Source organism: Streptomyces sp. TE5632, assembly GCF_054061295.1.
Map to the genome: position 1 here is coordinate 4,661,308 of NZ_JBSSEA010000003.1, position 26,187 is coordinate 4,687,494.

Annotated in this window: 25 protein-coding genes and 5 pseudogenes; 16 read left to right on the forward strand and 14 right to left on the reverse strand. The window is 70.4% G+C overall.

Annotated elements, in window-relative coordinates; genetic code table 11:
* Window positions 1–26: 26 nt before the first annotated feature.
* The 3 genes from ACVW19_RS26475 to ACVW19_RS26485 are packed head-to-tail and all read left to right on the forward strand — an operon-like array spanning window position 27 to window position 2,604.
* The gene (locus ACVW19_RS26475; RefSeq protein ID WP_457462335.1) at window positions 27–1,232 is read left to right on the forward strand and encodes a thiolase family protein; all 1,206 of its coding nucleotides are present in this window, start codon (window positions 27–29) and stop codon (window positions 1,230–1,232) included.
* Window positions 1,229–1,900 (forward strand): 3-oxoacid CoA-transferase subunit A, encoded by a 672-nt coding sequence (locus ACVW19_RS26480; RefSeq protein ID WP_457462336.1) that lies wholly within the window; start codon window positions 1,229–1,231, stop codon window positions 1,898–1,900. The genes ACVW19_RS26475 and ACVW19_RS26480 overlap by 4 nt, the downstream gene beginning before the upstream one ends.
* Window positions 1,901–1,917: 17 nt before the next feature.
* On the forward strand, window positions 1,918–2,604 hold the full coding sequence (locus tag ACVW19_RS26485; protein ID WP_457464791.1) for a 3-oxoacid CoA-transferase subunit B: 687 nt from the start codon (window positions 1,918–1,920) through the stop codon (window positions 2,602–2,604).
* A gap of 184 nt (window positions 2,605–2,788) precedes the next feature.
* Here ACVW19_RS26485 and ACVW19_RS26490 read toward each other — a convergent pair whose 3' ends face one another.
* Window positions 2,789–3,757, reverse strand: coding sequence for an alpha/beta fold hydrolase (locus tag ACVW19_RS26490; RefSeq protein WP_457462338.1), 969 nt, complete (start codon window positions 3,755–3,757; stop codon window positions 2,789–2,791).
* A gap of 233 nt (window positions 3,758–3,990) precedes the next feature.
* On the opposite strand from ACVW19_RS26490, the gene ACVW19_RS26495 reads away from it, so the two are divergent.
* Both ACVW19_RS26495 and ACVW19_RS26500 read left to right on the forward strand, forming a co-directional pair.
* The gene (locus ACVW19_RS26495; RefSeq protein WP_457462340.1) at window positions 3,991–4,851 is read left to right on the forward strand and encodes a sulfurtransferase; all 861 of its coding nucleotides are present in this window, start codon (window positions 3,991–3,993) and stop codon (window positions 4,849–4,851) included.
* A 161-nt stretch (window positions 4,852–5,012) separates the two neighbouring features.
* Window positions 5,013–5,591 carry a flavoprotein gene (locus ACVW19_RS26500; RefSeq protein ID WP_457462342.1) on the forward strand — a complete coding sequence of 193 codons (579 nt, stop codon included), beginning with the start codon at window positions 5,013–5,015 and terminating at the stop codon, window positions 5,589–5,591.
* Window positions 5,592–5,727: 136 nt separating this feature from the next.
* On the opposite strand, the gene ACVW19_RS26505 is transcribed toward ACVW19_RS26500, so the two are convergent.
* Window positions 5,728–6,309 (reverse strand): TetR/AcrR family transcriptional regulator, encoded by a 582-nt coding sequence (locus tag ACVW19_RS26505; RefSeq protein ID WP_457462344.1) that lies wholly within the window; start codon window positions 6,307–6,309, stop codon window positions 5,728–5,730.
* A gap of 113 nt (window positions 6,310–6,422) precedes the next feature.
* On the opposite strand from ACVW19_RS26505, the gene ACVW19_RS26510 reads away from it, so the two are divergent.
* The 4 genes and pseudogenes from ACVW19_RS26510 to ACVW19_RS26525 all read left to right on the forward strand — a co-directional run.
* Window positions 6,423–6,800 carry a DUF4267 domain-containing protein gene (locus tag ACVW19_RS26510; protein WP_457462346.1) on the forward strand — a complete coding sequence of 126 codons (378 nt, stop codon included), beginning with the start codon at window positions 6,423–6,425 and terminating at the stop codon, window positions 6,798–6,800.
* A gap of 772 nt (window positions 6,801–7,572) precedes the next feature.
* Window positions 7,573–8,763 (forward strand): NAD(P)/FAD-dependent oxidoreductase, encoded by a 1,191-nt coding sequence (locus ACVW19_RS26515; protein ID WP_457462348.1) that lies wholly within the window; start codon window positions 7,573–7,575, stop codon window positions 8,761–8,763.
* Between the two features lie 10 nt (window positions 8,764–8,773).
* Window positions 8,774–9,715, forward strand: a complete 942-nt coding sequence (locus ACVW19_RS26520) for a sigma-70 family RNA polymerase sigma factor (protein WP_457462349.1) — start codon at window positions 8,774–8,776, stop codon at window positions 9,713–9,715.
* Between the two features lie 316 nt (window positions 9,716–10,031).
* Window positions 10,032–10,181, forward strand: a pseudogene (locus ACVW19_RS26525) (helix-turn-helix domain-containing protein); the annotation flags it as partial.
* Here the strand turns inward: ACVW19_RS26525 and ACVW19_RS26530 are convergent.
* The 5 genes and pseudogenes from ACVW19_RS26530 to ACVW19_RS26550 form a co-directional block, all read right to left on the reverse strand.
* Window positions 10,179–10,403, reverse strand: a pseudogene (locus ACVW19_RS26530) (NAD-dependent protein deacetylase 1); the annotation flags it as partial. The pseudogenes ACVW19_RS26525 and ACVW19_RS26530 sit on opposite strands and share 3 nt — an antisense overlap.
* A gap of 109 nt (window positions 10,404–10,512) precedes the next feature.
* The gene (locus tag ACVW19_RS26535; RefSeq protein WP_457462351.1) at window positions 10,513–11,652 is read right to left on the reverse strand and encodes a hypothetical protein; all 1,140 of its coding nucleotides are present in this window, start codon (window positions 11,650–11,652) and stop codon (window positions 10,513–10,515) included.
* Between the two features lie 451 nt (window positions 11,653–12,103).
* Window positions 12,104–12,757 carry a CBS domain-containing protein gene (locus tag ACVW19_RS26540; RefSeq protein WP_457462353.1) on the reverse strand — a complete coding sequence of 218 codons (654 nt, stop codon included), beginning with the start codon at window positions 12,755–12,757 and terminating at the stop codon, window positions 12,104–12,106.
* Between the two features lie 212 nt (window positions 12,758–12,969).
* Window positions 12,970–13,461: a hypothetical protein gene (locus tag ACVW19_RS26545; protein WP_457464792.1), complete on the reverse strand. Its 492-nt coding sequence runs from the start codon at window positions 13,459–13,461 to the stop codon at window positions 12,970–12,972.
* 79 nt (window positions 13,462–13,540) lie between these two features.
* The gene (locus ACVW19_RS26550; RefSeq protein WP_457462354.1) at window positions 13,541–13,765 is read right to left on the reverse strand and encodes a DUF397 domain-containing protein; all 225 of its coding nucleotides are present in this window, start codon (window positions 13,763–13,765) and stop codon (window positions 13,541–13,543) included.
* A 316-nt stretch (window positions 13,766–14,081) separates the two neighbouring features.
* Here ACVW19_RS26550 and ACVW19_RS26555 point away from each other — a divergent pair, with 316 nt between their 5' ends.
* On the forward strand, window positions 14,082–14,972 hold the full coding sequence (locus ACVW19_RS26555) for a helix-turn-helix domain-containing protein (protein WP_457462355.1): 891 nt from the start codon (window positions 14,082–14,084) through the stop codon (window positions 14,970–14,972).
* Window positions 14,969–15,160, forward strand: coding sequence for a DUF397 domain-containing protein (locus ACVW19_RS26560; RefSeq protein WP_457462357.1), 192 nt, complete (start codon window positions 14,969–14,971; stop codon window positions 15,158–15,160). The genes ACVW19_RS26555 and ACVW19_RS26560 overlap by 4 nt, the downstream gene beginning before the upstream one ends.
* Before the next feature lie 315 nt (window positions 15,161–15,475).
* Here the strand turns inward: ACVW19_RS26560 and ACVW19_RS26565 are convergent, their stop codons facing one another.
* The 3 genes and pseudogenes from ACVW19_RS26565 to ACVW19_RS26575 all read right to left on the reverse strand — a co-directional run bounded on the left by ACVW19_RS26565 (window position 15,476) and on the right by ACVW19_RS26575 (window position 18,059).
* Complete coding sequence (locus ACVW19_RS26565; protein ID WP_457462359.1) at window positions 15,476–16,738, reverse strand: IS701 family transposase; 1,263 nt, start codon at window positions 16,736–16,738, stop codon at window positions 15,476–15,478.
* A 70-nt stretch (window positions 16,739–16,808) separates the two neighbouring features.
* On the reverse strand, window positions 16,809–17,207 hold the full coding sequence (locus ACVW19_RS26570) for a type IV toxin-antitoxin system AbiEi family antitoxin domain-containing protein (protein ID WP_457462361.1): 399 nt from the start codon (window positions 17,205–17,207) through the stop codon (window positions 16,809–16,811).
* Window positions 17,204–18,059 (reverse strand): annotated as a pseudogene (locus tag ACVW19_RS26575) (IS5 family transposase). Before ACVW19_RS26575 ends, ACVW19_RS26570 begins: the two are co-directional and overlap by 4 nt.
* A gap of 473 nt (window positions 18,060–18,532) precedes the next feature.
* Here ACVW19_RS26575 and ACVW19_RS26580 point away from each other — a divergent pair.
* The 3 genes and pseudogenes from ACVW19_RS26580 to ACVW19_RS26590 all read left to right on the forward strand — a co-directional run.
* On the forward strand, window positions 18,533–19,072 hold the full coding sequence (locus tag ACVW19_RS26580) for a helix-turn-helix domain-containing protein (RefSeq protein WP_457464794.1): 540 nt from the start codon (window positions 18,533–18,535) through the stop codon (window positions 19,070–19,072).
* Between the two features lie 36 nt (window positions 19,073–19,108).
* A complete protein-coding gene (locus tag ACVW19_RS26585; RefSeq protein WP_457464795.1) occupies window positions 19,109–19,531 on the forward strand; it encodes an ISL3 family transposase in 423 nt (140 codons plus the stop codon).
* A gap of 16 nt (window positions 19,532–19,547) precedes the next feature.
* A pseudogene (locus tag ACVW19_RS26590) lies at window positions 19,548–19,835 on the forward strand (transposase); the annotation flags it as partial.
* A 120-nt stretch (window positions 19,836–19,955) separates the two neighbouring features.
* On the opposite strand, the gene ACVW19_RS26595 reads toward ACVW19_RS26590, so the two are convergent.
* From ACVW19_RS26595 to ACVW19_RS26610, 4 genes are read right to left on the reverse strand one after another with little or no spacing between them, the layout of a single operon-like run.
* Window positions 19,956–20,972, reverse strand: coding sequence for an aminoglycoside phosphotransferase family protein (locus tag ACVW19_RS26595; RefSeq protein WP_457462363.1), 1,017 nt, complete (start codon window positions 20,970–20,972; stop codon window positions 19,956–19,958).
* A complete protein-coding gene (locus ACVW19_RS26600; protein ID WP_457462364.1) occupies window positions 20,957–21,949 on the reverse strand; it encodes a phosphotransferase family protein in 993 nt (330 codons plus the stop codon). Before ACVW19_RS26600 ends, ACVW19_RS26595 begins: the two co-directional genes overlap by 16 nt.
* A complete protein-coding gene (locus tag ACVW19_RS26605; protein ID WP_457462366.1) occupies window positions 21,946–24,459 on the reverse strand; it encodes a hypothetical protein in 2,514 nt (837 codons plus the stop codon). The genes ACVW19_RS26600 and ACVW19_RS26605 overlap by 4 nt, the downstream gene beginning before the upstream one ends.
* Before the next feature lie 40 nt (window positions 24,460–24,499).
* Entirely contained in the window at window positions 24,500–24,829 is a 330-nt protein-coding gene (locus tag ACVW19_RS26610) for a transposase family protein (RefSeq protein WP_457462368.1), read from the reverse strand.
* Between the two features lie 455 nt (window positions 24,830–25,284).
* Here ACVW19_RS26610 and ACVW19_RS26615 point away from each other — a divergent pair.
* Together ACVW19_RS26615 and ACVW19_RS26620 are read left to right on the forward strand one after the other, a co-directional pair.
* Window positions 25,285–25,662, forward strand: a pseudogene (locus ACVW19_RS26615) (transposase); the annotation flags it as partial.
* A 93-nt stretch (window positions 25,663–25,755) separates the two neighbouring features.
* Window positions 25,756–26,172 carry a hypothetical protein gene (locus ACVW19_RS26620; protein WP_457462370.1) on the forward strand — a complete coding sequence of 139 codons (417 nt, stop codon included), beginning with the start codon at window positions 25,756–25,758 and terminating at the stop codon, window positions 26,170–26,172.
* Window positions 26,173–26,187: the final 15 nt, after the last annotated feature.

The following is a 26,187-nucleotide window of genomic DNA, read 5'->3' on the forward strand; positions in this document are numbered from 1 at the left end:
GAAAGGGCTCCTCGTACTGTGGGGGCGTGAGCGACAGTTACCTTTACGCAGCAGCAAGAACACCTTTCGGTAAATTCTCGGGTGCCCTCGCCGAGGTCCGGCCCGACGACCTTGCCGCGGTGGCTGTCACCGGGGCCCTGGCCAAGACCCCCGCACTCGACCCGGCCGAGATCGACGACGTCGTCTGGGGCAACGCCAACGGTGCCGGCGAGGACAACCGCAACGTCGGCAGGATGGCCGTCCTGCTGGCGGGACTGCCCACCTCGGTCCCCGCCACGACCGTCAACCGGCTGTGCGGGTCCTCCCTGGACGCCGCCGTCATCGCCTCCCGCGCCATCGAGACCGGCGACGTGGACATCGTGCTCACCGGCGGCGTCGAGTCGATGACCAGGGCGCCCTGGGTCCTGCCCAAGCCCTCGCGCGCGTTCCCCGCCGGGGACGTGACGGCCGTGTCCACCACGCTCGGCTGGCGGCTGGTCAACCAGCGCATGCCCAAGGAGTGGACCGTCTCCCTGGGCGAGGCGAACGAGCAGCTGGGAGACCGCTTCACCATCGCCCGCGAGCGGCAGGACGAGTTCGCCGCCCGCTCCCACAACCTCGCCGACGACGCCTGGAACGCGGGCTTCTACGACGACCTGGTGGTGCCCGTCGTCACGGACCGCAAGGGCACCACCGTCACCCGGGACGAGGGGATCCGCCCCGGCTCGAGCGCCGAGAAGCTCGCCGGGCTCAAGCCCGTCTTCCGCACCGACGGCGTCATCACCGCGGGCAACGCCTCCCCGCTGAGCGACGGCGCCTCCGCGGTCCTGCTCGGCTCGGGCGAGGCCGCCGCCCGCATCGGCACCGACCCCCTCGCCCGCATCGCCGGCCGGGGCGTGTCCGCGCTGGACCCGCAGCTGTTCGGGTACGCCCCCGTGGAGGCGGCGAACCGGGCGATGAAGGGCGCCGGGATCACCTGGTCCGACGTCGCCGCCGTCGAACTCAACGAAGCCTTCGCCGTCCAGTCGCTGGCCTGCGTGGACGCCTGGGGCGTCGACCCGGAGATCGTCAACGCCAAGGGCGGCGCGATCGCGCTCGGCCACCCCCTGGGCGCCTCCGGCGGCAGGCTCCTGGGCACCCTGGCCCACCGGCTGAAGGAGTCGGGGCAGCGCTGGGGCGTCGCCGCCATCTGTATCGGAGTCGGCCAGGCGCTCGCCGTGGTCCTGGAGAACGTCTCGGAAGGCAACCGATGAACACACAACTGTGCGACCACGCCGACGAGGCGGTGGCCGGGATCGAGGACGGCTCGACCGTGCTCGTCGGAGGGTTCGGCATGGCCGGCATGCCGGTCGACCTGATCGACGCCCTCATACGCCAGGGCGCCAAGGACCTCACCGTCGTGTCCAACAACGCCGGCAACGGCGACACCGGACTGGCCGCACTGCTGGCCAAGGGGCGGGTCCGCAAGGTGATCTGCTCCTTCCCGCGCCAGGCGGACTCCTGGGTGTTCGACGAGCTCTACCGGGCGGGCCGGATCGAACTGGAGGTCGTCCCCCAGGGCAACCTCGCGGAACGGATGAGGGCGGCCGGGGCCGGCATCGGCGCCTTCTTCTGCCCCACCGGGGTCGGCACGCTCCTCACGGAGGGCAAGGAGACCCGCGAGATCGACGGCCGCACCTACGTGCTGGAGTACCCGATCAAGGGCGACGTCGCGCTGATCGGCGCCCACCGCGCCGACCGCATGGGCAACCTCGTCTACCGCAAGACCGCCCGCAACTTCGGTCCGGTCATGGCCACCGCCGCGACCACGGTGATCGCGCAGGTCCGCGAGATCGTCGAGACCGGCGCCATCGACCCCGAAACCGTCGTGACCCCCGGCATCTACGTCGACCGCGTGGTCAAGGAGGCAGCCACCGCATGAACGCGACCAGCCGAGCGATGAACGACCGGGGCCCGCTGAACGACCGGGGCCCGCTGAACGACCGGGGTCCGCTGAGCAAGAACGAGATGGCCGCCCTCGTGGCGCGCGACATCCCCCAGGGCGCCTTCGTCAACCTGGGCATCGGGCAGCCGACCCTCGTCGCCGACCACCTGCCCGCCGACTCCGGGGTGGTCCTCCACACCGAGAACGGCATGCTCAACATGGGGCCCGCGGCGAAGGAGGGCGAGGTCGATCCCGACCTGACGAACGCGGGCAAGATCCCGGTGACCGAACTGCCGGGAGCCGCCTACTTCCACCACGCCGACTCGTTCGCGATGATGCGCGGCGGCCACCTGGACATCTGCGTCATGGGCGCGTTCCAGGTCTCGGCCACCGGCGACCTGGCCAACTGGCACACGGGGGCACCCGACGCCATCCCCGCCGTCGGCGGGGCCATGGACCTGGCGATCGGCGCCAAGAAGGTCTACGTGATGATGACGCTCTTCACGAAGACCGGCGCCCCCAAGCTGGTGCCCGAGTGCACCTACCCGCTCACCGGGCTGCGCTGCGTCGACCGCGTCTACACGGACCTCGCGGTCTTCGACGTCACCCCCCAGGGCCTGAGGGTCACCCAGACCTTCGGCACCACCCTGGACGAACTCGCCGACCGCCTCGACGTCCCCCTGCTCCCCGCCGAGGCGTGACCCCCGGGCCGACGACCCGCCCGACCATGCGCTGATGGCCTGCCCGCGGACCGCGGGCAGGCCATCAGCGCATGGTCGGGCACCGCGACACCCGGCGGACGGGAGCGGGACACCGGCCGGAGAAGCGTGGACGTCGAGAACTCTTCGTCCTCCGCAAGCTCCGGGGAGATCTTCAGCGGCCGCCTCAGGTGCGGCGGGACCGCACGACCAGGGTCGCGCCGAGGGCCACCGCGAGGACCGCCGCACCGCCGAGGACCGCGGCCCGCTCACTCGCGCCGGTCTTGGCGAGACCGGGGCGCGAGCCGTGCGCGGCCTGCAGGATCAGATCGGTGACGTCGCCCGGGTTGGTCTCCAGTACGGCGTGCGGGGCGTCGACCTCGACGGTGGTCGAGCCGGCCCGCTTCGCCATGAACCGCAGGTTCTCGGTGCCGATCGTGCGGTCGTCGGTGGCCACGAGGTACCACGAGGGGATCGTCTTCCAGGCGGCCCCCTCACTCGGCTGGGTGTTCGTGGCCACGTTCGCGGGCCGCTGTGAGGCGGCCAGGGCGTTCGCCCGAGCCGCGTCGAGCCGGTTGCTCAGGAAGACGTCGCTGAATTTGTCCGGCTTGATGTACAGGTCGACATCGTCGGGGCCGCCGCCGAGCGGCACGGCGTCCAGCGCGGTGGGGACGGGGGCCCGGGGGTCGTCCGTCAGATGACTGCCGGGGTGCTTGGCGACCAGCTGCAGAGCCGTCTCGCCCTTGTCCGGGGCGAACCCCGCGACGTACACGAGGGACTTGACGTTCGGGTTGCCGGCCGCCGCGTTGGTGATCACCGAACCGCCGTAGGAGTGACCGACGAGAACGAGGGGGCCCTTGATCGACTTCAGTCGGGCGGCGAGGTAGTCGGAGTCGCCGGAGAGGTTGCGCAGCGGGTTCGCGGTGGCGACCACCGGATAGCCCTGGGCCTGGAGGCTCCGAACGACCTCGTTCCAGCCCGAGGCGTCCGCCCAGGCGCCGTGCACCAGCACGACGGTCGGCTTGGCGCCCTCGTGAGGGCCGGCACCACCGCCGCTCTCGGAGGCCAGGGACGGGCCGGCGGCCATCAGGGCCGCGGCGGGGAGGAGGACGGTCAGGGGGAGTGCCCGCCGGGCGGCGTGCCGTATGTGCGTCATGACCACTCTTTCTCTGAGGGGAACGACTGCACGACGACACTGCGTTCCACCGGCCGGTACGGCACTGCGAGCTGGTCCGGTCGAGTGAAGGCCGCCGTCGAGGCCTCGGCCTGCGAGGCCCCCGAACCACCCGGATGTCCGCCTACTGGGACATGCATCTCAGACAGGTACGTTTGCAGGACACCTCGGCGTTTTGCCGGGGGTCGTAGGAAATGCGAGAAAAGGAAACACGTATGTCCCACCCCCTGCTGGTGGACCCGGCCTGGCTGCACGAGCGCCTCGGGGACCCCGCGATCCGGATCCTCGACGCGACCACCTTCCTCACCCAGCCCGAAGGCGACGGCTACTACGACGTCGAGTCGGGCCGCCAGGCGTACGAGAAGGCCCACATACCCGGCGCCGTCTTCGCCGACCTGCTGAACGACCTCGCCGACCCCGACGCGGCCAACACGTTCACCGCGCTCGACAGCGAGACGTTCGCCGCCCGGCTCGGCGCTCTCGGCGTCGGCCCCGGCGCGCACGTGGTCGTCTACGACCAGGGCCCGAACATCTGGGCCACCCGGCTGTGGTGGAACCTGCGCTACGAGGGCTTCGACGACGTCTCGGTGCTGAACGGCGGCCTCCCCGCCTGGATCCGGGCGGGCCACGAGGTCAAGAGCGGCGTGGAGTCCAACGAACCCGCCGTGTTCACCGCGAACCGCCGTCCCGAGCTGTACGCCGACAAGGACGCCGTCCTCGCCGCGATCGAGGACCCCGGCACCCGGCTGGTGAACTCCCTCGACCGGCCGACCTTCGCGGGCACCCGCCAGACCTACGCACGCCCGGGCCGTATCCCGTCCAGCACGAACGTGCCGTTCCCCGAACTCGCCGACTCCGACGGTCTCTTCCGCGGTCCGGACGAAGTCCGCGGGCTCTTCGACGAGGCCGGCGCCCTGGACGGGTCCAAGAAGGTCATCACGTACTGCGGCAGCGGCATCGCCGCCACCGGCCTGGCCTTCCAGCTGGCCCTCCTCGGCCGCCCCGACGTCGCGATCTACGACGGCTCCCTCACCGAGTGGGCCGCCGACCCGGCCCTGCCCCTCGAAGTCGACTGACGGCCCCGGCTCACCCGGACACCCCCGGACCCGCGCTGTCCGGGGGTCCTGCCGGGCGGTCGGGTGCTCAGCACCGATCCGCCGCCGACCTCAGCGCCCGCGCCCGCCGCCGTATCCTGCCCCGGACTGCACCGCTTCAGCCGCCGACCGGGAGTTCCCGCGTGACCGAGCCGACCGCCCCGTTCATCCCGCCCGTCCCGTCCGCCTCGGGCAAGAGGCCCTTCCTCTATGTCGTCGTCTGCGCGAGCGGAATAGCGGGTGACGTCGGCACGCTGATCACCGCCGCGCAGCAACGGGGCTGGGACGTCGGGGTCGTGGCCACCCCGCAGGGACTGGGGTTCCTCGACGTGGAAGCGGTCGAGGCGCAGACCGGCTATCCGATCCGGTCCGCCTGGCGCAAACCCGGCGAGGCCCGCCCCCTTCCTCCCGCGGACGCGATCGCCGTGGCCCCGGCCACGTTCAACACGGTCAACAAGTGGGCCGCCGGCATCTCCGACACCCTGGCCCTGGGCATCCTGTGCGAGGCGTACGGCATGGGCGTCCCCATCGCCGTCCTGCCGTACCTCAACGCGGCCCAGGCCGCCCACCCGGCCTACCGGCAGAGCCTGGAACGGCTGACCGGGATGGGCGTCCTGTTCGGCCGCTCGTACGAACCGCACCGGCCGAAGGCCGGGGGAGGCGCCGACGGCTTCCGCTGGACGGAGGCACTGGACCTCCTGGAACCCGGAGTGCCCGCGTAGCGCGCCGCGATCGGCCGACGCGACCGCCGCGTGAACCCGGTTCCGGGTCTGTGCGCTCCCTGCTCCAAGGCGCAACCCTGGCCGGCTAGTGGCTCGGCTCAGGTCCTCGGTCTTTCGATTGCCCTTTGTCGCGTGGTCAGCCCGTTGGGGTGTCGGCGATCTGAGTGACGAGGAAATCGAGCCGTTCCTCCTGGCCGTCCGGGGGGATGCGGCCGCTGTCGGACAGGACGGCCATGCCGTGCAATGCGCTCCAGGTGACTTCGGCGAACAGTTCGCGTCGCTCGTCGTCCGGGCGGAAGCAGTTGACGAACTCGCCGAAAGCGGCCCGTAGCGGGGGCGGTGTCTCGGTGCTCGCGAACTTCACGTCGGTGGGCAGGACGAACATGGCCTGGTACAGGGCGGGCCGCTCGGTCGCGAACTCCAGATAGGCGCGGCAGACGGCGCGCAGGGCCTGCCCCGGCTCGGGGGCGGCCTGCCGCGCGTGGCTCAGGTGGGCGGCGAGTTCGCTGAAGCCGTCGACGGCGACGGCGCGCACGATGGCGTCCTTGCCGTCGAAGTGGCTGTACAGCACCGGCTGGCTGTACTCGACGCGTTCGGCCAGCCGTCGTGTGGTCACCGCCTCCCAGCCTTCGGCCTCCGCGAGTTCGCGCGCGGCTGTGATGATCAGCTGATGACGGTGGGCGCGTTCACGTTCACGGCGCTCGTTGATGGCGGACATGACGACACCCTAGCAATGCTAGACATCCTGCCGAGGCTAGGTCTATCGTCGCTATCACTGCTAGCGCCGCTAGGAATCGCTGCGGGCGCTGCCACCGAGAGGGGAAGCAACCCATGCTCACCAACGTCGCCACCGTGCTCGCCGGACTGATCGGCGCAGGCATCATCTTCATCGGCGCACGCGCCTTCTGGGCGCCGCAGGCCGCGGCTGGCTTCGGCATCCCCGGCACGCCGACCGAGGACCGGAACTTCCAGGCCTGGCTGTCCGTCAAGGCCGTGCGCGACATGGCTTCGGGGCTCTTCATCTTCATCCTGCTGGCCGGAGCGACACCCCACCTGCTGGGCTGGTTCATGCTGGCCGCCACCGGCATACCCGTCGGCGACGCGCTGATCGTGCTGCGTAGCAACGGACCCAGGGCGGCCGTCTACGGCATCCACGGGGCCACCGCCGTGGTGATGCTGGCGATCAGCGTGCTCCTGCTCGTCGCGTAACCGCCTGTCACGCCGCTTGGGCCGGTCGGCCCGGACGGTCCTGCCGCTGGGCGGGTGGGGGCGGTGTCCCAGTGGTCGGTGAGGGCGGCGACGAGGGTCGGTCCGCGTCCGCCGGTGCGGAGTGCGTCGGGTTCGGTGTCCGCCGGGAGGGGCCGCGGGATCAGGTCCCCGCGGGCGTCGCTGACCTCGACACGGAGGCGGCCGGCCGCCGGGTCGAAGGTGAGCGGCAGCCGGGAGCAGCGGCCGGGCGCGCGCGGCCATGGGGGACGGCGTCGGCGGCCGGCTCCGCGACGACCGGTTCGGCACGCTCCGTGCGGCCCTGCGGAGCACCCCAGGATCGCAGTTCCGTCACGGTGGGGAGCCGGGCGAGCCGGGCGCCGCGCCGCGTGGACGACAGCGGTTGTGTGAAGGTGGCGGTGGGGGCGCCGGCTTGGGGAGTCGCGTGGTTCATGACGTCGGAGTGCCGGTCGGGCGCGGGTGGGAACGAGTGCGGCACCCCGTATGCCGAGTCATCGTGCGGACGCGGAGAGTGGGCGGCGTGCCGGTCCTCCGTCACGTCGTGCGGTGGGCGCGGGCGTGAGTCGACCGATGGCCGGCCCTTTCGATCAGTGGACGGCCACAGCCCCGCTTCGACCGCCCGGGACGGGCCCGGGTGTCCGCCGGAGGCTCAGCCGCCCACCCTGGGGAAGTGGCCCGCGTCACACCCGGCCCCTGTCAGCAATCGGGGCGCCGTCTCGTTCAAGGGGCACGCGAACGAGACAGGAGCATCGCCATGAAGCACCGCATCGTCGTCCTCGGCGCCGGATACGCCGGGACCTTCGCCGCCGGAAACCTGGCCCGCCGGCTCTCCCCCGCCGACACCGAGATCACCGTCGTCAACGCCGCGCCCGACTTCGTCGAGCGGATGCGGCTCCACCAGCTCGCGGTCGGCCAGGACCTCGCGGTCCGCAAGCTCGCCGACGTGTTCGCCGGTACCGGGGTGCGGCTGCGCCTGGCGCGCGTCACCGGCGTCGACCCCGAGCGCGGGACCGTCGCCGTAACCGGCGAGGACGGCGACGGCCAGCTCGTGTACGACACCCTTCTCTACGCTCTCGGCAGCTCCGTCGCCCACCACGGCGTCCCCGGCGTGGCCGAGTACGCCTTCGACGTGACCGGCCGGTCCTCGGCGCTGCGTCTGCGTGAGCGCATGGCCGGCCTGGGCGGGGGCGGCACCGTGCTGGTCGTCGGCGAGGGGCTGACCGGCATCGAGACCGCCACCGAGTTCGCCGAGTCCCGGCCCGACCTCTCGGTCGTGCTCGCCGCCCGCGGCGAGCCGGGCGCCTGGCTCTCCCCGAAGGCCCGCCGCCACCTGCGCCAGGCCTTCGACCGGCTCGGCATCACCGTCCACGAGCACACCGGCATCGAAGCCGTCGAGCCGACGCGGGCGATCGCCGCCGACGGCAGGTCCCTCCCGGCCGACGTGACCGTGTGGTCGGCCGGGTTCGCCGTACACCCCATTGCCGCCGCCGGCGGCCTGGCGGTCGCCGAGACCGGCCAGATCGTCGTCGACCGCACCATGCGCTCGGTCTCGCACCCGGACGTCTACGCCGCCGGTGACTGCGCCTACGCGATCGGCGAGAACGGCCGGCCGCTGCCGATGTCCTGCGCCTCGGCCGGCCTCACCAACATGCGGGCGACCGCCGCGATCATCGCGCGCCTGACGGGCAGCGGGGTTCCGGCCACCGGGCTGAAGTACTACGGCAACCACATCAGCCTCGGGCGGCGGGACGCGATCGTCCAGATGGTGGACGGGGAGGTCCGGTCGAAGTCCTGGTACCTGGGCGGCCGGACCGCCGCGTGGTTCAAGGCGGGCGTGCTCAAGGGGGCCGAGTGGGGCATCGTCCACCCGACCTTCGGCATGCCGAAGCGCAAGCGCCGCCTGGCCACCGCACCGGATCGGGCCGGTGTGAGGGCCGCCGCATAGGCTGCTCCGCATGGACAGCGCAGCCATCGATCGCTTCGAGGCCGGCCGGGGCCGGCTGGCCTCGCTCGCGTACCGTCTGCTCGGCTCGGCGGCCGACGCCGAGGACGCCGTGCAGGACGCGTTCCTGCGCTGGCAGGCCGCGGACCGCGAACGCATCGAGGTGCCGGAGGCGTGGCTGACCAAGGTCGTCACCCACCTCTGCCTCGACCGGCTCCGCTCGGCGCAGGGGCGCCACGAGCGCGCTGTCGGAGACTGGCTGCCCGAGCCGCTCCTCGAGGGCGACCCGATGCTCGGCCCGGCCGACACCTTCGAGCAGCGCGAATCGGTGTCCCTGGCCGTACTGATCCTCATGGAGCGCCTCTCACCGGTCGAGCGGGCCGTCTACGTCCTGCGCGAGGCCTTCTCCTACAGCCACGCCGAGATCGCCCAGATCCTCGACATCACCGAGTCCGCGAGCCAGCAGCACGTCCACCGCGCCCGACGCCGGGTCACCGCAGAGCGCCGCCGCGGCAGAGACGAGGTGGACCCCGCGTCCGCGCGCCGGGTCGTCGAGGAGTTCCTCGCCGCCGCCACGTCGGGGCGCACCGAACGGCTGGTGGCGCTGCTCACCGAAGACGTGACGGCGGTCTCGGACGGGGCCGGACTGGGCAGGCGGCTGCTGCGGTACACGACGCGCGAGCGGGTCGCCTCCTTCGTGCGGGCCGGCTTCAAGCCCACGTCGGCGAAGCGGCGGCTGGCCGGCGGCTCGCCCGCGATCCACATCGCGCTGGTCAACGGCTCCCCGGCCGTCCTCGCCGTGGTCGACGGCCGGGTCGTGGGCGCCGTGGCGTTCGAAGTCGGCGAAGGCAAGGTCGCGTCCTTGCGCGGCATCGCCGCCGCGGACCGGCTCGGGCGCCTCAACGAGGCCTGGCGGCAGCACGAACCCGACGCGCCGGTCATCAGCGCATGGTGACCGGAGCCACCGGAATCCAGTGACGCGTCCGGACCACCGCGGGCACGACCGCGGGCGCGATGCAGTGCCGGGCGCGTGCGCGGCTCTCGCCCGTCGAGGTGCGAGCGCGGTCGCCGTCGTGACACCGTCCACCAACGAGGCCGCGGTGGCGCTCCACCGGTCGGCCGGGTTCACCGTCGTGCGCGAGAACCGTGACCGGGCCCGCGCCGGACGAGCCTGAACAGCGCACCCGTCCCGCCGACTACGCCACCGGGCAGGCCAGTTCGGGAAGCGTGCGGTTCGGGGAGCACGTCACCACGGCCAGGGAGGGGTAGGAGGGGCGTTCGTCCAGGCGCTGCGCGAGCACGCGGGGCTCAGCCGGGTCGACCTCGGCGCCCGGGTCCAGTACTCCCCACACACGGTGGAGTCGGTGGAGTCGGGGCGCCGGATGCCGGACGAGGCGTTCGTGGAGCGCGCGGAGGAGGCGCCGAGCCCGGGCGCCGGCGGTGAAGTCCTGGTAGGTCATCGGGGTGTGCCGGCTCAGGCTCCCGCCCTCGCCCCGGTAGTCGGGGATGCCCGACTCCGTGGAGATGCCCGACCCGCTGAGCACCGGCACACCGCCGGTGCTCAGCACATCGACGACCGGCTCGAGATCCGTGGTGCCCGGCGGCAGGTCCTCGGCAGGGGGCCGACTCACAGTGGGGCGCACGCGCGTACCGCCAGGGTGCGGAACCCGGGAGCCACGGGCGGACAGAAAGCACCCGTGCGGTCACTCACCGTGCGAGTGCGGCGTCCGGGCCCGTCAGCGCTCGGCGCGATCAGAACTCGTCCTCCGGGAAGTCCGGGTCGGCGTAGTCGCTTTCGTCCCACTCGGCGTCGTCCATCGCCGGGCCGGCGAAGAAGCCCTCCATGAGTTCCTGCAGATCCAGCTCGGTGGCACCGGCGGGAGCGGTGGGCTTGGTGCCGTCGCTCATCCGCACGGTCAGGCCGAGCTTCTTGACCTTGGCGTCCTCGGCCAACGCGGCGAGGTCCACATTCACCTCGGTCAGCTCGTCGTTCTTCAGCGTGAAGTCCGCCGTCACCTTGGTGTCGGGCGCGTCCTTGAGGTCCTTGTCCGTCGGCAGCTCCATGCCCGGCGGCAGGTCCTTCGCCAACGGGCGGATCTCGCCGAGCAGCTCGGTGATCAGCGTGCGGAAGGGAGCCGTGGCGGTGACGTGCTCGGTGCCGTTCTCTCCGCCGGCCGTCTTGAAGCTCACCTCACGGGCGACGACCGTCCGGAGGGATTTTACGAGCTTCTTCTGCGTCTTGGCGTCGAGGGACGGGGCGGGCGCGGGACCGCCCTGGTCCTCCTGGCCCTCGGCGGCGAGCTCCTCCATCTTCTTGGCGTTGAACTTCACCCACTTGCCCTCAAGGACGTTCTTGAAGGACTGAGCCTGCGGAGGCAGGTCTTCCGCGGCCGGTAGAGGGCTGCCCATCATCTTGCCGATGGTGTCGACGTCGGCACGGACGTAGACGTAGTCGCCGATCAACCGGTACTCGGCGAGATCGCCCTCCGGATTGCTGATCTTCATGGCCATGCCGACGAGATCCTTCTCGCCGGACTCGTCGAGCGGCTTCTTCGACTGCACGGTAACCGTGATCGTCGTGTCGCTCATCAACTCGGCGGCCTCATCCGGGATCTCGTCGCCGGGCGCGGGGTCGGACTTGGCGTCCAGCGCCTTCAGGGACGTGATGTCGGTGTCCAGGTCGAGCTCGAAGGAGAGCGTCTTCTTCTTGCCGAGCTGCTCGAAGGCCTGGTCGAGCTTCTGGCCGGCGGAAAGCTGCTCCGCCGTTCCGCAGGCAGCGGAGCCCGCGAGTACGGCACCGACGACGGCGGTCGCGGTGAGGGTCTTGCGTATGGCGCTGATGATGGTCTCCTCGTGGGTCCGATCACGAAAGTGATCGATCAGAAGACTCACAACCGGCCCACAAGGTTGCACTGCCCGATCGGGCAACCGAAGTGAGCGGCAGGAGAGGACATTTGGCGCAGCGTTCGACGAGTGGTCGGCGTAAAACAGGACGGAGCGTTGAGGGAGCGGCCGCTCACGCTGGACCTGTCGGACGCGCGCTCGACTCCCCACACTGCGCGACTGCTTCCTGTGCCCTGCGGCAGTCCTCGGCGCCGGCAGCCCTCTCGGCGTAGCTCGTCGTTGCGGGCCGTGCAGCGGGACGGCTGTGCGGGCGGGAGCAGCCGGCCGAGGCAACGGACAGCGGCGGGACAGCAGGCATCCGGTCAGCGCGGCGGCGAGGCCGGCCAGCCCGGCCGCCGCGAAGCCGCCCGCCGGCACGGAGACGTCGATCGCCATCCCGACGATCGGGGATCCGAGCGCGAAACCCGCACTCTGCGCCGAGGACCGCAGACCTGTCGCCTCACCCCGCACGCCGGCCGGCGGCGAGGTGGGCGTCCACGGCGGCGACACCGTCGACGCCCTGGCAGAGGCCCACGATCACCGGAACGAGCCGCGGTTCCGGGACGTGCCCCCGAAGGGTGACGACCCCGTCCCGGACCTCGACCGCGACGGTGCCCTCGTCCAGGCCGAGGAGGCGCCCCAGGACGTCCTGTTCGACCTCGCCGCGGATCTCGACGTCGGAGCGGATGAAGGCGTCGAGCAGGTCGCTGCGGGTGACGATGCCGATGAGGAGCCCGTCGTCGTCGACCACCGGCAGCTGCTTGACGTGCCGCCTGCGGAGTTCCCGCGCGGCCCGGGGGATCGTCCAGTCGGCGCGGGCGGTGAAGACGGGGCTGCTCATGAGCGCGCCCGCGGTCCGGGCCCGGGCCTTGCCCCAGGAGCGCTCGTCGTTCCCGTCCTGACCCTGCGGATCGGGCATGCCGGTCTCGTGTCGCAGCACGTCGGACGCGGACACGACGCCGACGAGGGCGCCGTCCTCGTCGACGACCGGGGCCGCGACGATGTCGTTCGCGTCCAGCAGGGCGGCGACCTCCTGGAGCGGTGTGGTGGGGCGGAAGGTGACGACCTCCTCGGTCATCACGTCACCGACCGTGCGGCGGTACAGCATGGGCATCGGCCTCCTCCGCTGTGCGACGGGGCGGCCGCGCCCTTGCCGGCTCGTCCACGCCGTCCTCCCTCCCCATGACAGCACCGCGCCGCTCCGGCGACCAGTGACGTTCGGCCTGATGGGGAGGCCGGCGGTCGCACGGCCAGGAGTGCGGCCGAGTGCGCGTGAGACGCCGACGACGCCGGGCGCCCGGCCCCTGCGCTCGTCGATGGGGAGGATCAGGTCGCCCCCTGACCGCTCGACCACGCGCACGGGCAGGCCAGTTCGGGAAGCGTGCGGTTCGGGGAGCACGTCACCACGGCCAGGGAGAGGTACGAGGGGCGTTCGAGGTAGCAGCCGTACGACACGTCGGCACCCGCGTGCAGCCGTCCGGCGGCGGCGTTCACCAGCCGGGCCAGGCGGGTGGTGTCCCGGTCGCTCTCCGACGCGAACCGAGGGGCGTACTCGGCCAGCCGCTCGCCGAGCCAGACCGCCGCCTCCTTCGCCTCGTCCCACGTGCCCCGAACCGATGAACGGGGCTTGACGAGCCAGTACGCCGTCTCCAGGGGCGGGAGGTCCGACGTGGAGAACTCCGCGGCCACCTGGCGGTAGCGCTCGATCAGTTCCGGTCTGCTTCCGGCCGGGGGCGGCTCGGGATGCGGGGGCCGCCGCAGGGCCTCGTCGTCGAAGCGTGCCTTCGGGCCGGTCCACAGATAGCCGTGGTGGTGCACGAGCCGTTCCCGTTTCGAGAAGGGCCGGCCGGACACGGGGAGGGACCCGGTCCGGCCGGCGGTAGGGAGGGGGTGGGGATCAGACGCCGAGGCCGAAGCGCGCCGGGTCGATACCGGCCGCGTCCAGCTCCTCCGTGGTGAACCGCAGCGGCTGCGCGTCCGGCCGCTTGCTGTCGCCCAGGGCCCAGGCGTCCTCACCGATCCGGGCCAGGGTCACGCACCCCTCGGTGCAGGGGCCGCCGCACGCCTTCACGAACGAGGCCCCGCTGATGTCGAGCGCGTACAGGGTGGTTCCGTTCTGCATGACTGCACCTTCCAGCTCGTCTGAACGCGGCCGGGTCCGGCCGCCGCCGCCCGCTCTGGGCGGGAGTTCACGGGAGGGGAGGCGGCCGCCCGGGTGTTTCCGCAGGTGACCGGCGGACGCGGACGGTTTCTCCTCGCTCTCCGTGACCTCAGAGTGGCGGTCGGACGGGGCGGGGACGAGTGTGGCAGCCCGTACGCTGAGTCAGCGTACGGACACGAAGAGTAGACGGTACGTCTGATTTTCCGTCACGCTGGACGGTGAACGCGGGCCGGCGTGAGGAGCCGTCGCGGTGCGGCACGGAGGAAAGGGGCGGCGCATGGACATCGTCGGAGTCGAGGGGGAGGCGGCCGGAGGCGGCGCCGGTGCGCGGGCGGTTCCGGCGGGGGAGTGGGAGCGGGAACCGCATCCGTCGGACAGCCTGCGCACGTTCGGGGCGTTCGTCCAGGCACTGCGCGAGCACGCGGGGCTCAGCCGGGTCGACCTCGGCGCCCGAGTCCAGTACTTCAAGCACACGGTGGAGTCGGTTGAGTTGGGCCGCAGGATGCCGGACGAGGCGTTCGTGGAGCGGGCGGAGGAGGCGCTGGGCAACACGGGTGCGCTGCGGAAGGCGGCGCGGCATCTCACGCGGGGGGAGGCGGGGCTCGCGGCGTGGTTCCGGCGGTGGGCGCGGCTGGAGCGGGAGGCGGTGAGCCTGTGCACGTACGAGTGCCGGCTGGTGCCGGGGTTGTTGCAGTCGGAGGCGTATGCGCGGGCGGTGTTCGACAACAGCATCCCGTTGCTGACTGATGAGCAACGAGAGGCCCAGGTCGTCGCACGGATGGAGCGGCAGACGATGATGCGGGAGCGGCCGACCGTGCCGTTCGGCTTCATCGTGGAGGAGTCGGTTTTCCGACGCGGGTTGGGTGGGGCGCAGGTCCAGGCGAACATGCTGGACCATGTGCTTGAGCTCACCACGCCGCGCAACGTGACGCTTCAAGTGGTGCCGCTGGAGTTGGAGTTCCACGGGTGCCTGGACGGGCCTGTCCAGTTGGTGGAGACCTCGGAGGGGCGGCGGCTCGGGTACTCCGAGGGCCAGCAGAACGGGCGGCTGATCTCCGACGCGAAAGAGGTGAGCCTGCTCTGCCGACGCTATGACACACTGCGCTCGCAGGCCCTCAACCCCAAGGAATCCCGGGACCTGCTGGAGCGACTGCGAGGAGAGCTATGAGCAGCGGTATGTCGGAACTCGCCTGGTTCAAGTCCAGCTACAGCGGCACCCAGGGCGACAGCTGCGTGGAGGTCGCGATCGCGGAACAGGCCGTCCACGTCAGGGACTCCAAGGACGTGACCCGCCCGGCCTTCGCCGTCGGCCGTGAAGGCTGGGGGCGGTTCGTACGGTTCGCGTCGGAGCGCTGAGTGACTTGAGGGCGTGCCGTCCGCCGTGCCGAGTGCTGGAGCGGCGGACGGCACGCCCTCACCTCTTTTGAGGTCTCTTGGTTTCGTCAACGGGGGCGAAGCTGAGGGCCGCACGATTGATGAAACGGTCGCCGAGGTCGCGAACAGGCGTGGGCTTCGGCTTCTGCGCCGTGCTTTTTACCGTGGACTTCTTAGTAGGGCTTTGTTAGGTCCTGTGGTGTGGTTCCGGGGTCGGTGCGGGTTGGCCGCATATCGAGCAGGCGCCGGTCCAGGTGGCCAGGAGGGCCTGGAGTGCGCGGAGGACCGCGTAGAGGGTCAGGCCGGCGCAGGGACTTTTGGGTCGAGCCGCAGCAGGGTGCAGAAGGCCTGGGCGAGGGAGGCGAGGGTGACGTGCCGGTGCCAGCCGGGATAGTTGCGGCCCTCGAAGTGGTCCAGGCCCAGGCCGTCCTTGAGCTCGCGGTAGTCGTGCTCGACTCTCCAGCGGATCTTGGCGGTGCGGACCAGGTCGCGCAGCGGGGTGTCGGCGGGCAGCGTCGAGAGCCAGTAGTCGGTGGGCTCCGCGGCACCGGGCGGCCACTCGGCCAGCAGCCAGCACTCGGGCAGCGAGCCGTCGGCGGCTCGGCGGATGGTGCGGTTGGCCGGGCGGACCCGCAGCGCCAAAAAGCGCGAGCGCATCGCGGCGCGGGGGTTGCCCCTGGTGGCCTTGCTGCCCCGGCGCCAGGTCACCGTCCGCGCCACCGACCTTCCTGCATCCAGGGCGAGTTGACGCAGAGTGGTGTGCGGCTGCGGGTAGGCCGGGACGGGCGGGCGCCCTCGGCCTGCGTAGGGCGGGCGCTGGGGGACCGCGTCGCCCGGGTAAGCGGTGGTGGTGCCCTTGACCGCGACCGCATAGGTCAGACCGCGCTCGGTCAGGCCCTCGCGAAAGCCGGTGGCGTCGCCGTAGCCGGCGTCGGCGACCACCGGCAGATCGGGCAGTTCCCAGTCCTGGCGGGCCTCGTCGAGCATGTCCAGGGCCAGGCGCCACTTCTCCCGGTGCCGCTCGGCCTCGGGAATGCCGGCTCGCTGCCTGCGGCGGCGGATCGCCTCGGCCAGCAGCTTGTCGTCGCCGACCGTGGCATCGTCCCAGCTGTCGGGCATGAACAGGCGCCAGTCGACAGCCGCCGAGGCACGGTCGGACACCAGGTTGACACTCACGCCGATCTGGCAGTTGCCACGCTTGCCCAAGGCGCCGCAGTACATCCGCGCCACCCCCGGGGAGTCGTAGCCGTCCTTGGGGAAGCCCACGTCGTCGATGGCGTACGCCTCCGGGCCGATGTGGGCGGCGGCCCAACGGGCCAGCCGCTCCCGGACCGTGGTCCAGTCCCAGGTGGAGGAGGACACGAACTGCTGGAGCTGCTGGTGGTCCACCCCCAGGCGCTCGGCCATCGGCTGCATGGACTTGCGCTTGCCGTCCAGCATCAGTCCGCGCAGGTACAACTCGCCCTTGGCCCGCTGATCCCGGCGCGGCAGCGAATCCAGCATCTGGGCGGCGAACGCCTCCAGACGCGGGCGGACCGTCTCCATCTCCTCAGGTGTCACCCTGGCAGAAGACCACACCTCACCCGGTGCTCAGCGGTTGGGGCACCTAACAAAGCCCTATTAGAGGGCGTTAAGTCCGTTTCTTGTAGCGGCCGCGTCCGGGTTGTTCGAGGAGTCCCTGGCGGACGAGTCGTCCCAGGCGGGAGCGGGTGACGTTGATCGAGGGCTCGTCGGTGGGCAGGCCGAGGTGTTCGTGCAGGTCGCGGACGCGGAACACCCTCTCGGGGTGTTCGTTGAAGGCAACCACGATGCGCTGGTAGACGGTGGCGGTCTCCGCGGGGGCCGTTGCGTGGTTGGGAGGGGTGAGGCCGTCGATGACCTTGCGGGTGGCGGCGAGCTCGGCCAGGCGGGCCTCGGTCTCGGCGAGGGCGGTGGTGAGCTGCGCGATCTGCTCGCGCAGGTTGTCGGCGCGTGCGGTGGTCTCGTCGTGTTCGGCCTGCAGCAGCCGCAGGAGTTCGGAGACGTTCACGCGGCCAGCTCCACGTCGTCACGCCAGGTGGGGGGTGGGGGTGGTGAGGCGGCGGAGCATGCCGGCGGTGGAGGCCCAGTAGACGCGGGAGGCCGCGTTGTCGGGCCGGTGGTCATAGTCGCGGGCGAGGCGGCGGTGGAGCATGAGGGTGCCGTTGACCTGCTCGACCACCCACCGTTTCGGTTGCGGGACGAAGCCTTTGCCCTGGTTGTCGGGGTTGCGCCGGACCACCTCGACGGTGATGTCCTTCACCGCTCCGTGGATGATCACGGCGTCCTTGAAGCCCTGGTCGACCAGGGCTTTCTCCAGGCGCATCCCGCATCGTTCGGCCGCCTGGTCCAGCAGGGCGATGCCGGCCTCGTTGTCGTGCGCGCTCGCGGCCAGGACCACCACGCCGATGATCAGGCCCATGACGTCCACGGCGAGCCCACGCTTGCGGCCAGGCGTCTTCTTGTTCGCGTCCAGTCCCGTGGTCTCCTTCGGCACCCCGGCCGCCACGCGGACGGACTGGGTGTCGATGATCACCAGGGACGGGTCCTCTAATCGTCTGGCCCGCTCCCGCACCTGGCAGCGCAGGATCTCCTGGATCCGCTGGTCGAGGCCGTCCTGGCGCCACAGGGTGAAGTAGTAGAACACCGCCGACCAGGCCGGGAGGTCGTGGGGCAGGAGCCGCCACTGACAGCCCGTCCGGTTCTGGTAGAGCAGCGCGTTCACGGCCTCGCGCAGGTCGCAGGAACCTGGGGCCCCGGTCGCCGACCGCGCCACCCGCTCCTGCTTCCACGCGGTGACCAGCGGCTCGATCAACGCCCACTGCTCGTCGGACAAGTCGGTTGCGTACGGCATCCGTTCCATGCCCACGACCCCATCATGCACACGACATGACGTGAGGGAGGAACCGACCCATCACCCACGAACGGGCGACACCACATCACCAGGAACGGGACTTAACGCCCTCTTAGGGGCAGGTTTCTTTCCGTCGGCACGCTTGGCTGGTGTCAGCTTCGATTGATTGGCGTTCCTCGCGGCAGGCGTGTCACGCGCCGCGTACTTCTTACGGAGTTCTGAGAGCCGCTCGCATTCCTGGACGGTCCGGTCGGCGGGAGGGCGTTGACGAGGGCCCGAGCCCGGCTGAGCGCGTAACGCGCCTGATGGGGTCTTCAAAGTCGAGCGGTGCGCTGGTTCGGCTTGTTGACGCGGCGTCATATTCCTTTTCGCTGCGGGCGACTTGGCCCTGGGCACAAGGTACCCGTGGTCCTGCGTGATCATTTCTGTTCTCTACGCAGAACAATCATGCAGGAGCCACGGGCTTGCTCAACAATACGACGGTGCTGCTCGGCCTCGACGGGGTCTCCGTCGCCCGGGTCGAGCTGCTGACGGATGGGACACGCCGAGTCCACTTGGTCACGGCCGATGAGAGGGCCCGGGCTTGTCCAGCCTGCGGGATCTTCGCTATCCGGGTGAAGGGCTCCGCGACCACCCGGCCCCGCGATCTGCCGTACGGCGAGAGCGGACTGGAGTTCCGCTGGTACAAGCGCCGCCGGCTGTGCCGGAAGCCCGGCTGCCCGCGCCGGTCCTTCACCGAGCAGATCGAGCAACTGCCGGCCGGCACGCGGATCACCATGCGGCTGCGCGATGCCGCCGGGCGGCGGATACGCGACGCCACATCCACTGTCATCCAGGCCGCCCGTGATCTGCACGTGTCCTGGCCCACCGTGATGGACGCCTTTCGTGCCGCCGCACGCGAGGTCACCGAGGCACCGCTGCCCCAGGTTCGAGTGCTGGGCATCGACGAGACCCGGCACGGACGGCCGCGCTGGGAACAGGACCCCGCCACGGGCAAGTGGACGCTGACGCGCGATCGGTGACATACGGGGTTCGTCGACGCGCTCGGCACCGGCGGCCTGCTCGGCCAGGTCGAGGGCCGCATCGTCGCCGATGTGCTCGCCTGGCTCGCCACCACCCCGCTGACCTGGAGAAAGAACATCGAGTACGTGGCCACCTACCACGCTGCCATCCGCACCGGTCTCCCGCACGCCACCGTCGTGGTCGACCACTTCCACGTCGTCCAGCTCGCCAACAAGATGCTGTCCATGGTCAGGCGCCGCACCACCGCCGAGCCCTGCGGCCGGCGCGGACAAGTCAGTGACCCAGAATGGAAAGCCAGGCGGCGCCTGCTGCGCAACCGCGAAGACCTCACCGACGAACAGTTCGCCACGATGTGGAACGCGCTGTTGGGCGAGGGAAAGATCGGCCAGACCCTGCTGACGGCATGGATCGCCAAGGAGAACCTCCGCATCCTCCTCGCGTGCGCGCACCGGTGCTGACCGCCACCAAGTCGTCCACGCACGCTGGAAGTTCCTCACCTGGTGCGCGGACTCCGACCTCCCCGAGGTGCGGCAGCTCGCCACCACCATCGACCGCTGGTGGCCGGAAATCGAAGTGTTCATCGACACCGGACACAGCAACGCCAAGAGCGAAGGCATCAACCGAGTGATCAAGCTTGTCGCCCGTAACGCCTTCGGCTTCCGCAACGCCGACCACCAGCGCCTGCGGACACGCTGCGTCACCACCCGCCGAGCCCGCGGACACCTCCGCACCGCTCAACTTCGAAGACCCGCTTTGCTGTGACCGGTGGCGATGAACGCCTTCGAACCGGCCGGCGACGGCCTTCTGGTCCTCGGCTCCTGTTTCGGGCTCCCGCCCCACCTGCGGGCCGCCGCCCAACCGCCGATGGGTCGGTGCGGCGTGTCACCCCAACAGGCGCAGCGTGGAGTCCTCGATCTCCGCTGCCTCGGGCGGAAGCCCGGCGTCCCAGTGCGGGCTCGCCGCGAGGAGCTTCGCCCGGAGCTCCTTGGCCAGCGCCCGGCGTTCGCGTCCCGTTGGGGCCGCTACGATGCGACGGCCCCAGCGGACGGTGTCCACCAGGGCGGACTTCATCTCCTCGTAGGCGAGGTAGAAGTCGAGGCCAGCCGACGAGCCCACACGGCAGTCGGCCGGGGCCGCCCGTTCCCAGCCCGCGATGATCCTTTGGTGGTCCGCCGCCGTGTACACGGTCTTGTGCAGGTGATCGGCCAGGTCGTAGAGAGGATCCCCCCACAGGGCGAGTTCCCAGTCCAGAACGACTAGCTTGGCCCGATCGGAAAGGATCATGTTCTTCCGATGGATGTCGCCGTGCAGCAACCGAAAGGGCCGCTGCGCGAGCTCCCGGTCCGCCCGCTCGGAGAGCGGGCCGCATGGGTTCGCGGGCACTCCTAGCGCCTGGTACAGGGCGTCCACCGAAGCGTCCGCCCGCTCCCGCACATGGCGCGCGAAGTCCAGGAGGCGCCCGGCGAAGCCGGGTGTGTCCCCGTCGTCCGGCCAGTCGGCCGGCACCGCGGCGAGAGCGGCAGCCGGCACCCGCAGGACCTCGCTGAAGAACTCTTCCACACCGTCGAGGACAACGTTCGGCAACGGCTTGCCGTCCTGCGCGATCTCATCGACCCGACGTCCCGCGATGAACTCATGGATCTGGAATTCCGGGCGGACCCCGGCATGGACGAGTCGTGGTGCCCGGGACACGAACGGGCGGATCGCCTCGAGCACTTCGGGCTCCGGCCAGAGAGTGAGGTCCATCGGCTCTGCAACGGGGCCCGGAATCCGCACCAGTACGGGCCCGGAGTCGCCCTCCAGCCGTACATTGCGGTTGTAGAACCCTGACAGCGCGTCCTCGTGCGCGCATGCCTCTTCGTACAGCGCCATGGCGTCCATGACTATCTCTGTACCCACGGCGCCAGTGCCCGAGCGACCCGCTCCGGAGTCATCGTTGGTTCCTCGCCCCACACCGCCCGGGCCACGTTCAGCTTCCTCGCCAGTCGCTCGATGAGGAACTCCCGTTGCGGTTCGTCGGCCCTCGCGAGCTGCTTGGAGTAGCGGATCGTGTCGATGATCGCCGACTTGATGCGTTCGTGTGCCAGGTACAGATCCAAATTCGCCGCCGGTCCGGCGGTGGATCTCTTCGGCAGACGGGTACGCCACTGTCGGAAGACCTCGGCACGCTGGTGGTCGGGGTAATCCATCTTGTGGAAGTGGATTCCGATCTCGTACATGGGATCACCCCACAGCGCCAGCTCCCAATCGAGGAACCAGGTCGACCCACTGGAGACGATCATGTTCTTGCGGTGGAGGTCGGAGTGCAGCACCGCGAACGGGCGGGAAGCGAGTCCGTCCCACAGCGGCTCGACCACCGCGAGCGGCTCGTCCGGGATCCCGAAGTCGGCGAACACAGTGCCGTACTCGTCCCGGTGACTGTCGTAGACCTGTTGGGTGAGGCGGGCCAGCAGGCGGGCGAACCCGCCGCTGTCGCCCGAGGCCGGCCAGTCGGCCGGCAGGGGCGGCGTCTTTTCCCACGGGATGCGGGCGAGCGCGTCCATTACTTCCACCACGTCGCCCATGACGTGATCGGGTACCGCGCTCCCCCGGGGGGAGAAACTGTCCAGTACCCGCCCCTCGATGAAGTGGTGGACCTGGAACCGGGGAGACCGCGACACATGACGCAGTTCGGGTGCTCTCGGAACGTAGGGCCGGATACAGGCGAGCACGTCCTCCTCGTGCCACACGCGTACGTCCATGACGTCTGCGGCTTCGAGGGGAATGCGGACGTTCACCTTCCCTTCGGGCGTCGGCACACCGACGTTACGGTTGTAGTACCCGGCTGCGGCTTCGCCCTCTCTCAGGGCCTCTCTGTACAGCGCCAGCCAGTTCATGCGCCCACCTCGAGGAACATCGACAGGACGGAATCGGCGCGACGCTGGAGTTCGTCGAGGGAACCGAGCGGGCGTACGGCGGGACGGGCCCGCCTGGCGAGTGCCGCCAGCTCGGGTTCGTCGACGCCGCTCTGCTCGGCGGCCCGGTGGATCGTCAGGATCAGCGACGGATAGACCTGGCAAGCCACGAACTCCCGGGCCGCATGCACCAACAGTTCCCGGGCGCCTTGCCGGTCGCCCTGCCGCAGCATGAGGAACGCCCGGAACATGTCGGCCCTGGCCCTGCCGGAGCGGTAGCCCGCCTGGTCGAGGGCCGCATTGGCGTTGAGGAACGACGACGAGGCCCTCTCGTACTGCCCCAGTCTGGTCTGTGCCATGGCCATGGCGGTGTACGCCTTGCCGATCTCGTGCTGCGCCCCCAGATCGCGCTGCACCTCCAGCGCCGAGGAGGCGGCCTCCACCGCCGCTTCCGGATCGGTGAAGGCGTACAGCTCGGCCCAGTTCGTCCTGATGTTCGCAAGGCCCCCCAGTGCGTTCGACGCCTGGTACTCGGCCTGGGCCTCGGCGAGGAGCTGCGCCGAGCTGTCGAAGTCCATCAGGAAGCGGTATCCGAGGTGCATGAGCCGTTTCAGGTCGCCCCGGATGATCGCTTGGTCGGTGGCACAGATCCCGTGCACTTCCTCGGCCAGCGAGAACGCCCCGGCGAAGTCGCCCTGCCACATGCGGATGTCGGCGACGCAGAAGCCGGCGGCGGGACGCGCCTCGCCTTCGTGCTCCGCCCAGACCCGTTCGAAGATCGTGGCGGCCAGGGTACTCTCACCAGCGATGCGGCGGGCGTTGGCCCCCGCGAGCGAGAGCCTCGCGGACACCAGCTCGCGTACTGGCCGGTCCAGGTGCGGAGTGAGCGCTATCGCACCGGCGGCATCACCCAGCTCCAGTTTCGATTCCGCTTCTAGGCAGTCCGCGGCGTCATGGAGACCGGCCATCGCCTCGACGTCCTGATCCTCGACCCGGTCCGCCCTCCTCTCCGCCAGATGGTGCCTGAGGTCCTTCACGATGCCGTCGACGGCCTGCCTGCCGCTCAGCACGATGGCCCGGTCGGCATGCCTCTGGATCTCTTCCGGGGTGATGTCGGCGGCGCGCAGCCCGTGGTAGACGGCCTCCCGGAGCGGCGAGAGGCGGGCTCTGCCTCCGCCCGGCCCCTGGCCTCGCTCCATCCGGTCCGCGAGGCCCTCCCAGTGGGCGCGGAGCACGCTGTGCACCTGCCGCTGGACCGCGGGCGAAAGGCGGCGCTGCAGCGCACCGATCATGAGCTGGTGCAGCCGGTACCAGCCGTCGGGCAGGGGGTAGGCGAAGGAGTAGGCGGTGAGCGATTCCCAGATCAGGAGGTTCGCGGGCAGGTCGAAGGCGCGAGAGATGCCCCGGAACACCCCGAAGTCGAAGGACCGGGCCACGCTCAGCAGCTCCAGGATCCGCACCTCGTCGGCGGGGACGTGGTGCAGGAACCTCTGGACGATCTCCTCGGACGTGGCGGCGTGCTCCAGTCGTGTGGGGTTTTGCAGGTGGGTGTCGACGGCCAGATGAAGGTAGAAAGGAACGCCTTCACTGGCCTCGGCGATCGAGCGCTGCCGGGGGATCTCTGTGATGCCTGCCTGGGCGAGCAGTTCCAGCCGGGCGGGCATGGGAAGGCCGTCGATGTCGGCCCTGCAGATCACCGACTCCCATTCGGGGTCGTACGCCGCCCAGGGCAGGGGCTCGCGGCTGGCCAGCACGGTCAGCCCGCCGTGGAGCTGACCGAGCAGGTCGCGCAGCCAGGCGTCCGTGCTGAAGCTGCGGCCGCCGGGCAGGGGTGTGGGCACGAGCGCCTCGTAGGCGTCGACGTACACGACGTAGGGTGCCTCTTCCGCGGAGGCCCTCAGCTCATCGGCGAAGAGGTACGAAACCGCATGCCCCAGCTCGGCGTTGCTGAGGCCGTCGAGCTCGTTCAAGGTGAGGTCGGCTTCGATCCGCTGACGGCGCTGGCGGTTCTTGACCGCACGGCCGGTCAGCCGCACTAGGCCGGCCGCAGTCCCAAAGACCGGGATGCCCATCGCATCGTCGAGGATCCGCGTGAGGATGTCGCTTTCCTCTGCGAAGGGGGTGTTCCGCCGGTTCAGCTGTAGTTGTGGGTGCACCCTCTGCCAGAGCACGGCATAGGCAATGTCGAACCGGTCGAACTTTGCGCCCTGCGCGCCGAATTCCATGCGCAGCACGGCGAGGGCGTCCTCTTGCTGGCGCATGGTCGGCAGCTGCAGGTCGAGGCGGGCGGTTCGGTAGTTTTTCGGACTGCGGTTGCGTAACTCCTGCAGCAGCCGTGATTTTCCGATTCCGCCGATGCCGACAATGTTCAGGATGCGGGGGCCCTCCCCGAGGGTCCGCAGTTCCTCGTCGTACGCAGCGAGCGTGCCTTCCCGGTTGAAGAACTGCCGCTGCAGGGCTGACACCCGCCGGTACTGCGGCCGGATGGACATGCTCGCTCCCCCTGTGTCGCTGTGCCCGGGCGAGAGCAGGCTATCCGGCAGCGACTGGTAAGGAAAGGGAGTTCAGAGGCACGGAGCAGGGTGATCGCCGTGCGCCCCGGCCCGGGGGGATCAAGCCGGATAGGCGTGGGTCAGGTGAGGAGGGTGCGTTCACGGGTGGGGGCGCGTCGACGACCTCGCAGGCCTGGTCGCGGAAGGCATGCATCACGGTCGGCCAGGACAGGTGCAGGTCCCGGGCGGCCCGGACGACGGTGGAGCCGGCGTCGCGTATCCGGCGCCCGGCCCAGGTCCGCAGCCGTGTGGTGATCCGCGCGCCGGCCAGGCCGTCCAGGTCGAGCAGCAACGTCGTATCGTTGTCCAAGCCCGTGGTTTCTGGATGATCGTTCTGCGTCGAGAACAGAAATGATCACTCATGGCCACGGGTGTCCTGCTGCCGGGACCACCCCCACTGCCCCTGGCCCTCACGCAATGTGACAGACAGTCAGCCCATTCAGGACGCCGCACCGCTCAAGTTCGAAGACCCGGATTCGGGCGGGCTTTGGCTTCGCCTTGGGTTTCTTGCCGCTCCGGGGAAGCGCCTGCCTGCTGCGAACTCCTTTCGTGTTTCGGAGAGTTGCTGGATTTCCTGCACGGTCTGTGAAGCCGGAAGGGCTTCGACGAGGGCTCGGGCCCGGCTGAGGAGGTACTGACTTCGGCTCGTCAGGGTGAATTTTCGTGAAGTCCCTGATGGGCCCGGTGTGGTGGCTGTATTCCATGGCGTGTGAGGTATGTGGATGGGGGCGGGCTGACCGCTGCGAAACGTCGGCGCCGGGAGTCGGTAAGGACACGCGTCGCAGCATGGGCGAGCGCGACTTCATCGCTCTCCTGGACGGCGTCCACCAGCTCGTCAAGGCGCCGATCGTGCTGGTCTGGGACCGGTTGAACACCCACGTCTTTCACGCCGTGCGGGAGGTGACCGCCGAGCGTGCATGGCTGACGGTGTTCCTGCTGCCCGCCTACGCGCCCGACCTCAACCCGGTCGAGTGGGTCTGGGCGCACGTCAAACGCAGCCTGGCCAACCTCGCCGTGGCCGCCCTCGACCGGCTCGAGGCGCTCGTCCGCAACCGGCTCAAACGACTTCAGTACCGGCCCGACACCCTCGACGGCTTCATAGCCGGCACCGGCCTGTCCCTCGACGACCCAGTGTCACCCTGACAAGCCGAAGTCAGTAACGGCGGGGGAGATGCGTACTCCATCGTCTTCTCGGCGGCCGGAGCGTACATCCGCGGGTTCGACCACGAGCCCCCGATGAGCCCGTACGCGGGCGACGGGACGCCGTGGCCCGGCGTGGTCGACACCGTCCCGGGGGTCTTCCGGTCCTGCGCCGAGGAACCTGCCTTCCATCTGGAGGGCATTGTGCACATCACCGTCTGCCTGTGGCGGGAGAACACTGACGGGCAGCGGCGGACGGGAGAGGTCGACTTCGACGGCGGCCGTTTGGTCCCGGACGGGTCCGACTGGCTCTTTCGCCGCCTGGTCGAGGGGACGCCCGAGACGTACCAGGCATGGGCCCAGAGGTACTACCGCACTCCGGTGGACCTGGACGCAGTCATCGATGTGTGCGAACTGCGGCCTCTCACGTCGGAGCTGGTCGTTGCCCTGAACCCCAATGTGACGCTGGAGCAGCTCGGTGACACCATCGCGTCGATCGGCTACCGGGCCTGAGCAGAAGCGGAGCCC

Bases quoted from the DNA above. Each gene is read 5' to 3' on its own strand.
- ACVW19_RS26480 (WP_457462336.1), top strand. From the start codon at position 1,229: ATGAACACACAACTGTGCGACCACGCCGACGAGGCGGTGGCCGGGATC.
- ACVW19_RS26485 (WP_457464791.1), top strand. From the start codon at position 1,918: ATGAACGACCGGGGCCCGCTGAACGACCGGGGCCCGCTGAACGACCGG.
- ACVW19_RS26490 (WP_457462338.1), bottom strand. From the start codon at position 3,757: ATGACGCACATACGGCACGCCGCCCGGCGGGCACTCCCCCTGACCGTC.
- ACVW19_RS26495 (WP_457462340.1), top strand. From the start codon at position 3,991: ATGTCCCACCCCCTGCTGGTGGACCCGGCCTGGCTGCACGAGCGCCTC.
- ACVW19_RS26505 (WP_457462344.1), bottom strand. From the start codon at position 6,309: ATGTCCGCCATCAACGAGCGCCGTGAACGTGAACGCGCCCACCGTCAT.
- ACVW19_RS26510 (WP_457462346.1), top strand. From the start codon at position 6,423: ATGCTCACCAACGTCGCCACCGTGCTCGCCGGACTGATCGGCGCAGGC.
- ACVW19_RS26515 (WP_457462348.1), top strand. From the start codon at position 7,573: ATGAAGCACCGCATCGTCGTCCTCGGCGCCGGATACGCCGGGACCTTC.
- ACVW19_RS26520 (WP_457462349.1), top strand. From the start codon at position 8,774: ATGGACAGCGCAGCCATCGATCGCTTCGAGGCCGGCCGGGGCCGGCTG.
- ACVW19_RS26540 (WP_457462353.1), bottom strand. From the start codon at position 12,757: ATGCCCATGCTGTACCGCCGCACGGTCGGTGACGTGATGACCGAGGAG.
- ACVW19_RS26550 (WP_457462354.1), bottom strand. From the start codon at position 13,765: ATGCAGAACGGAACCACCCTGTACGCGCTCGACATCAGCGGGGCCTCG.
- ACVW19_RS26555 (WP_457462355.1), top strand. From the start codon at position 14,082: ATGGACATCGTCGGAGTCGAGGGGGAGGCGGCCGGAGGCGGCGCCGGT.
- ACVW19_RS26560 (WP_457462357.1), top strand. From the start codon at position 14,969: ATGAGCAGCGGTATGTCGGAACTCGCCTGGTTCAAGTCCAGCTACAGC.
- ACVW19_RS26600 (WP_457462364.1), bottom strand. From the start codon at position 21,949: ATGAACTGGCTGGCGCTGTACAGAGAGGCCCTGAGAGAGGGCGAAGCC.
- ACVW19_RS26605 (WP_457462366.1), bottom strand. From the start codon at position 24,459: ATGTCCATCCGGCCGCAGTACCGGCGGGTGTCAGCCCTGCAGCGGCAG.
- ACVW19_RS26620 (WP_457462370.1), top strand. From the start codon at position 25,756: ATGAGCCCGTACGCGGGCGACGGGACGCCGTGGCCCGGCGTGGTCGAC.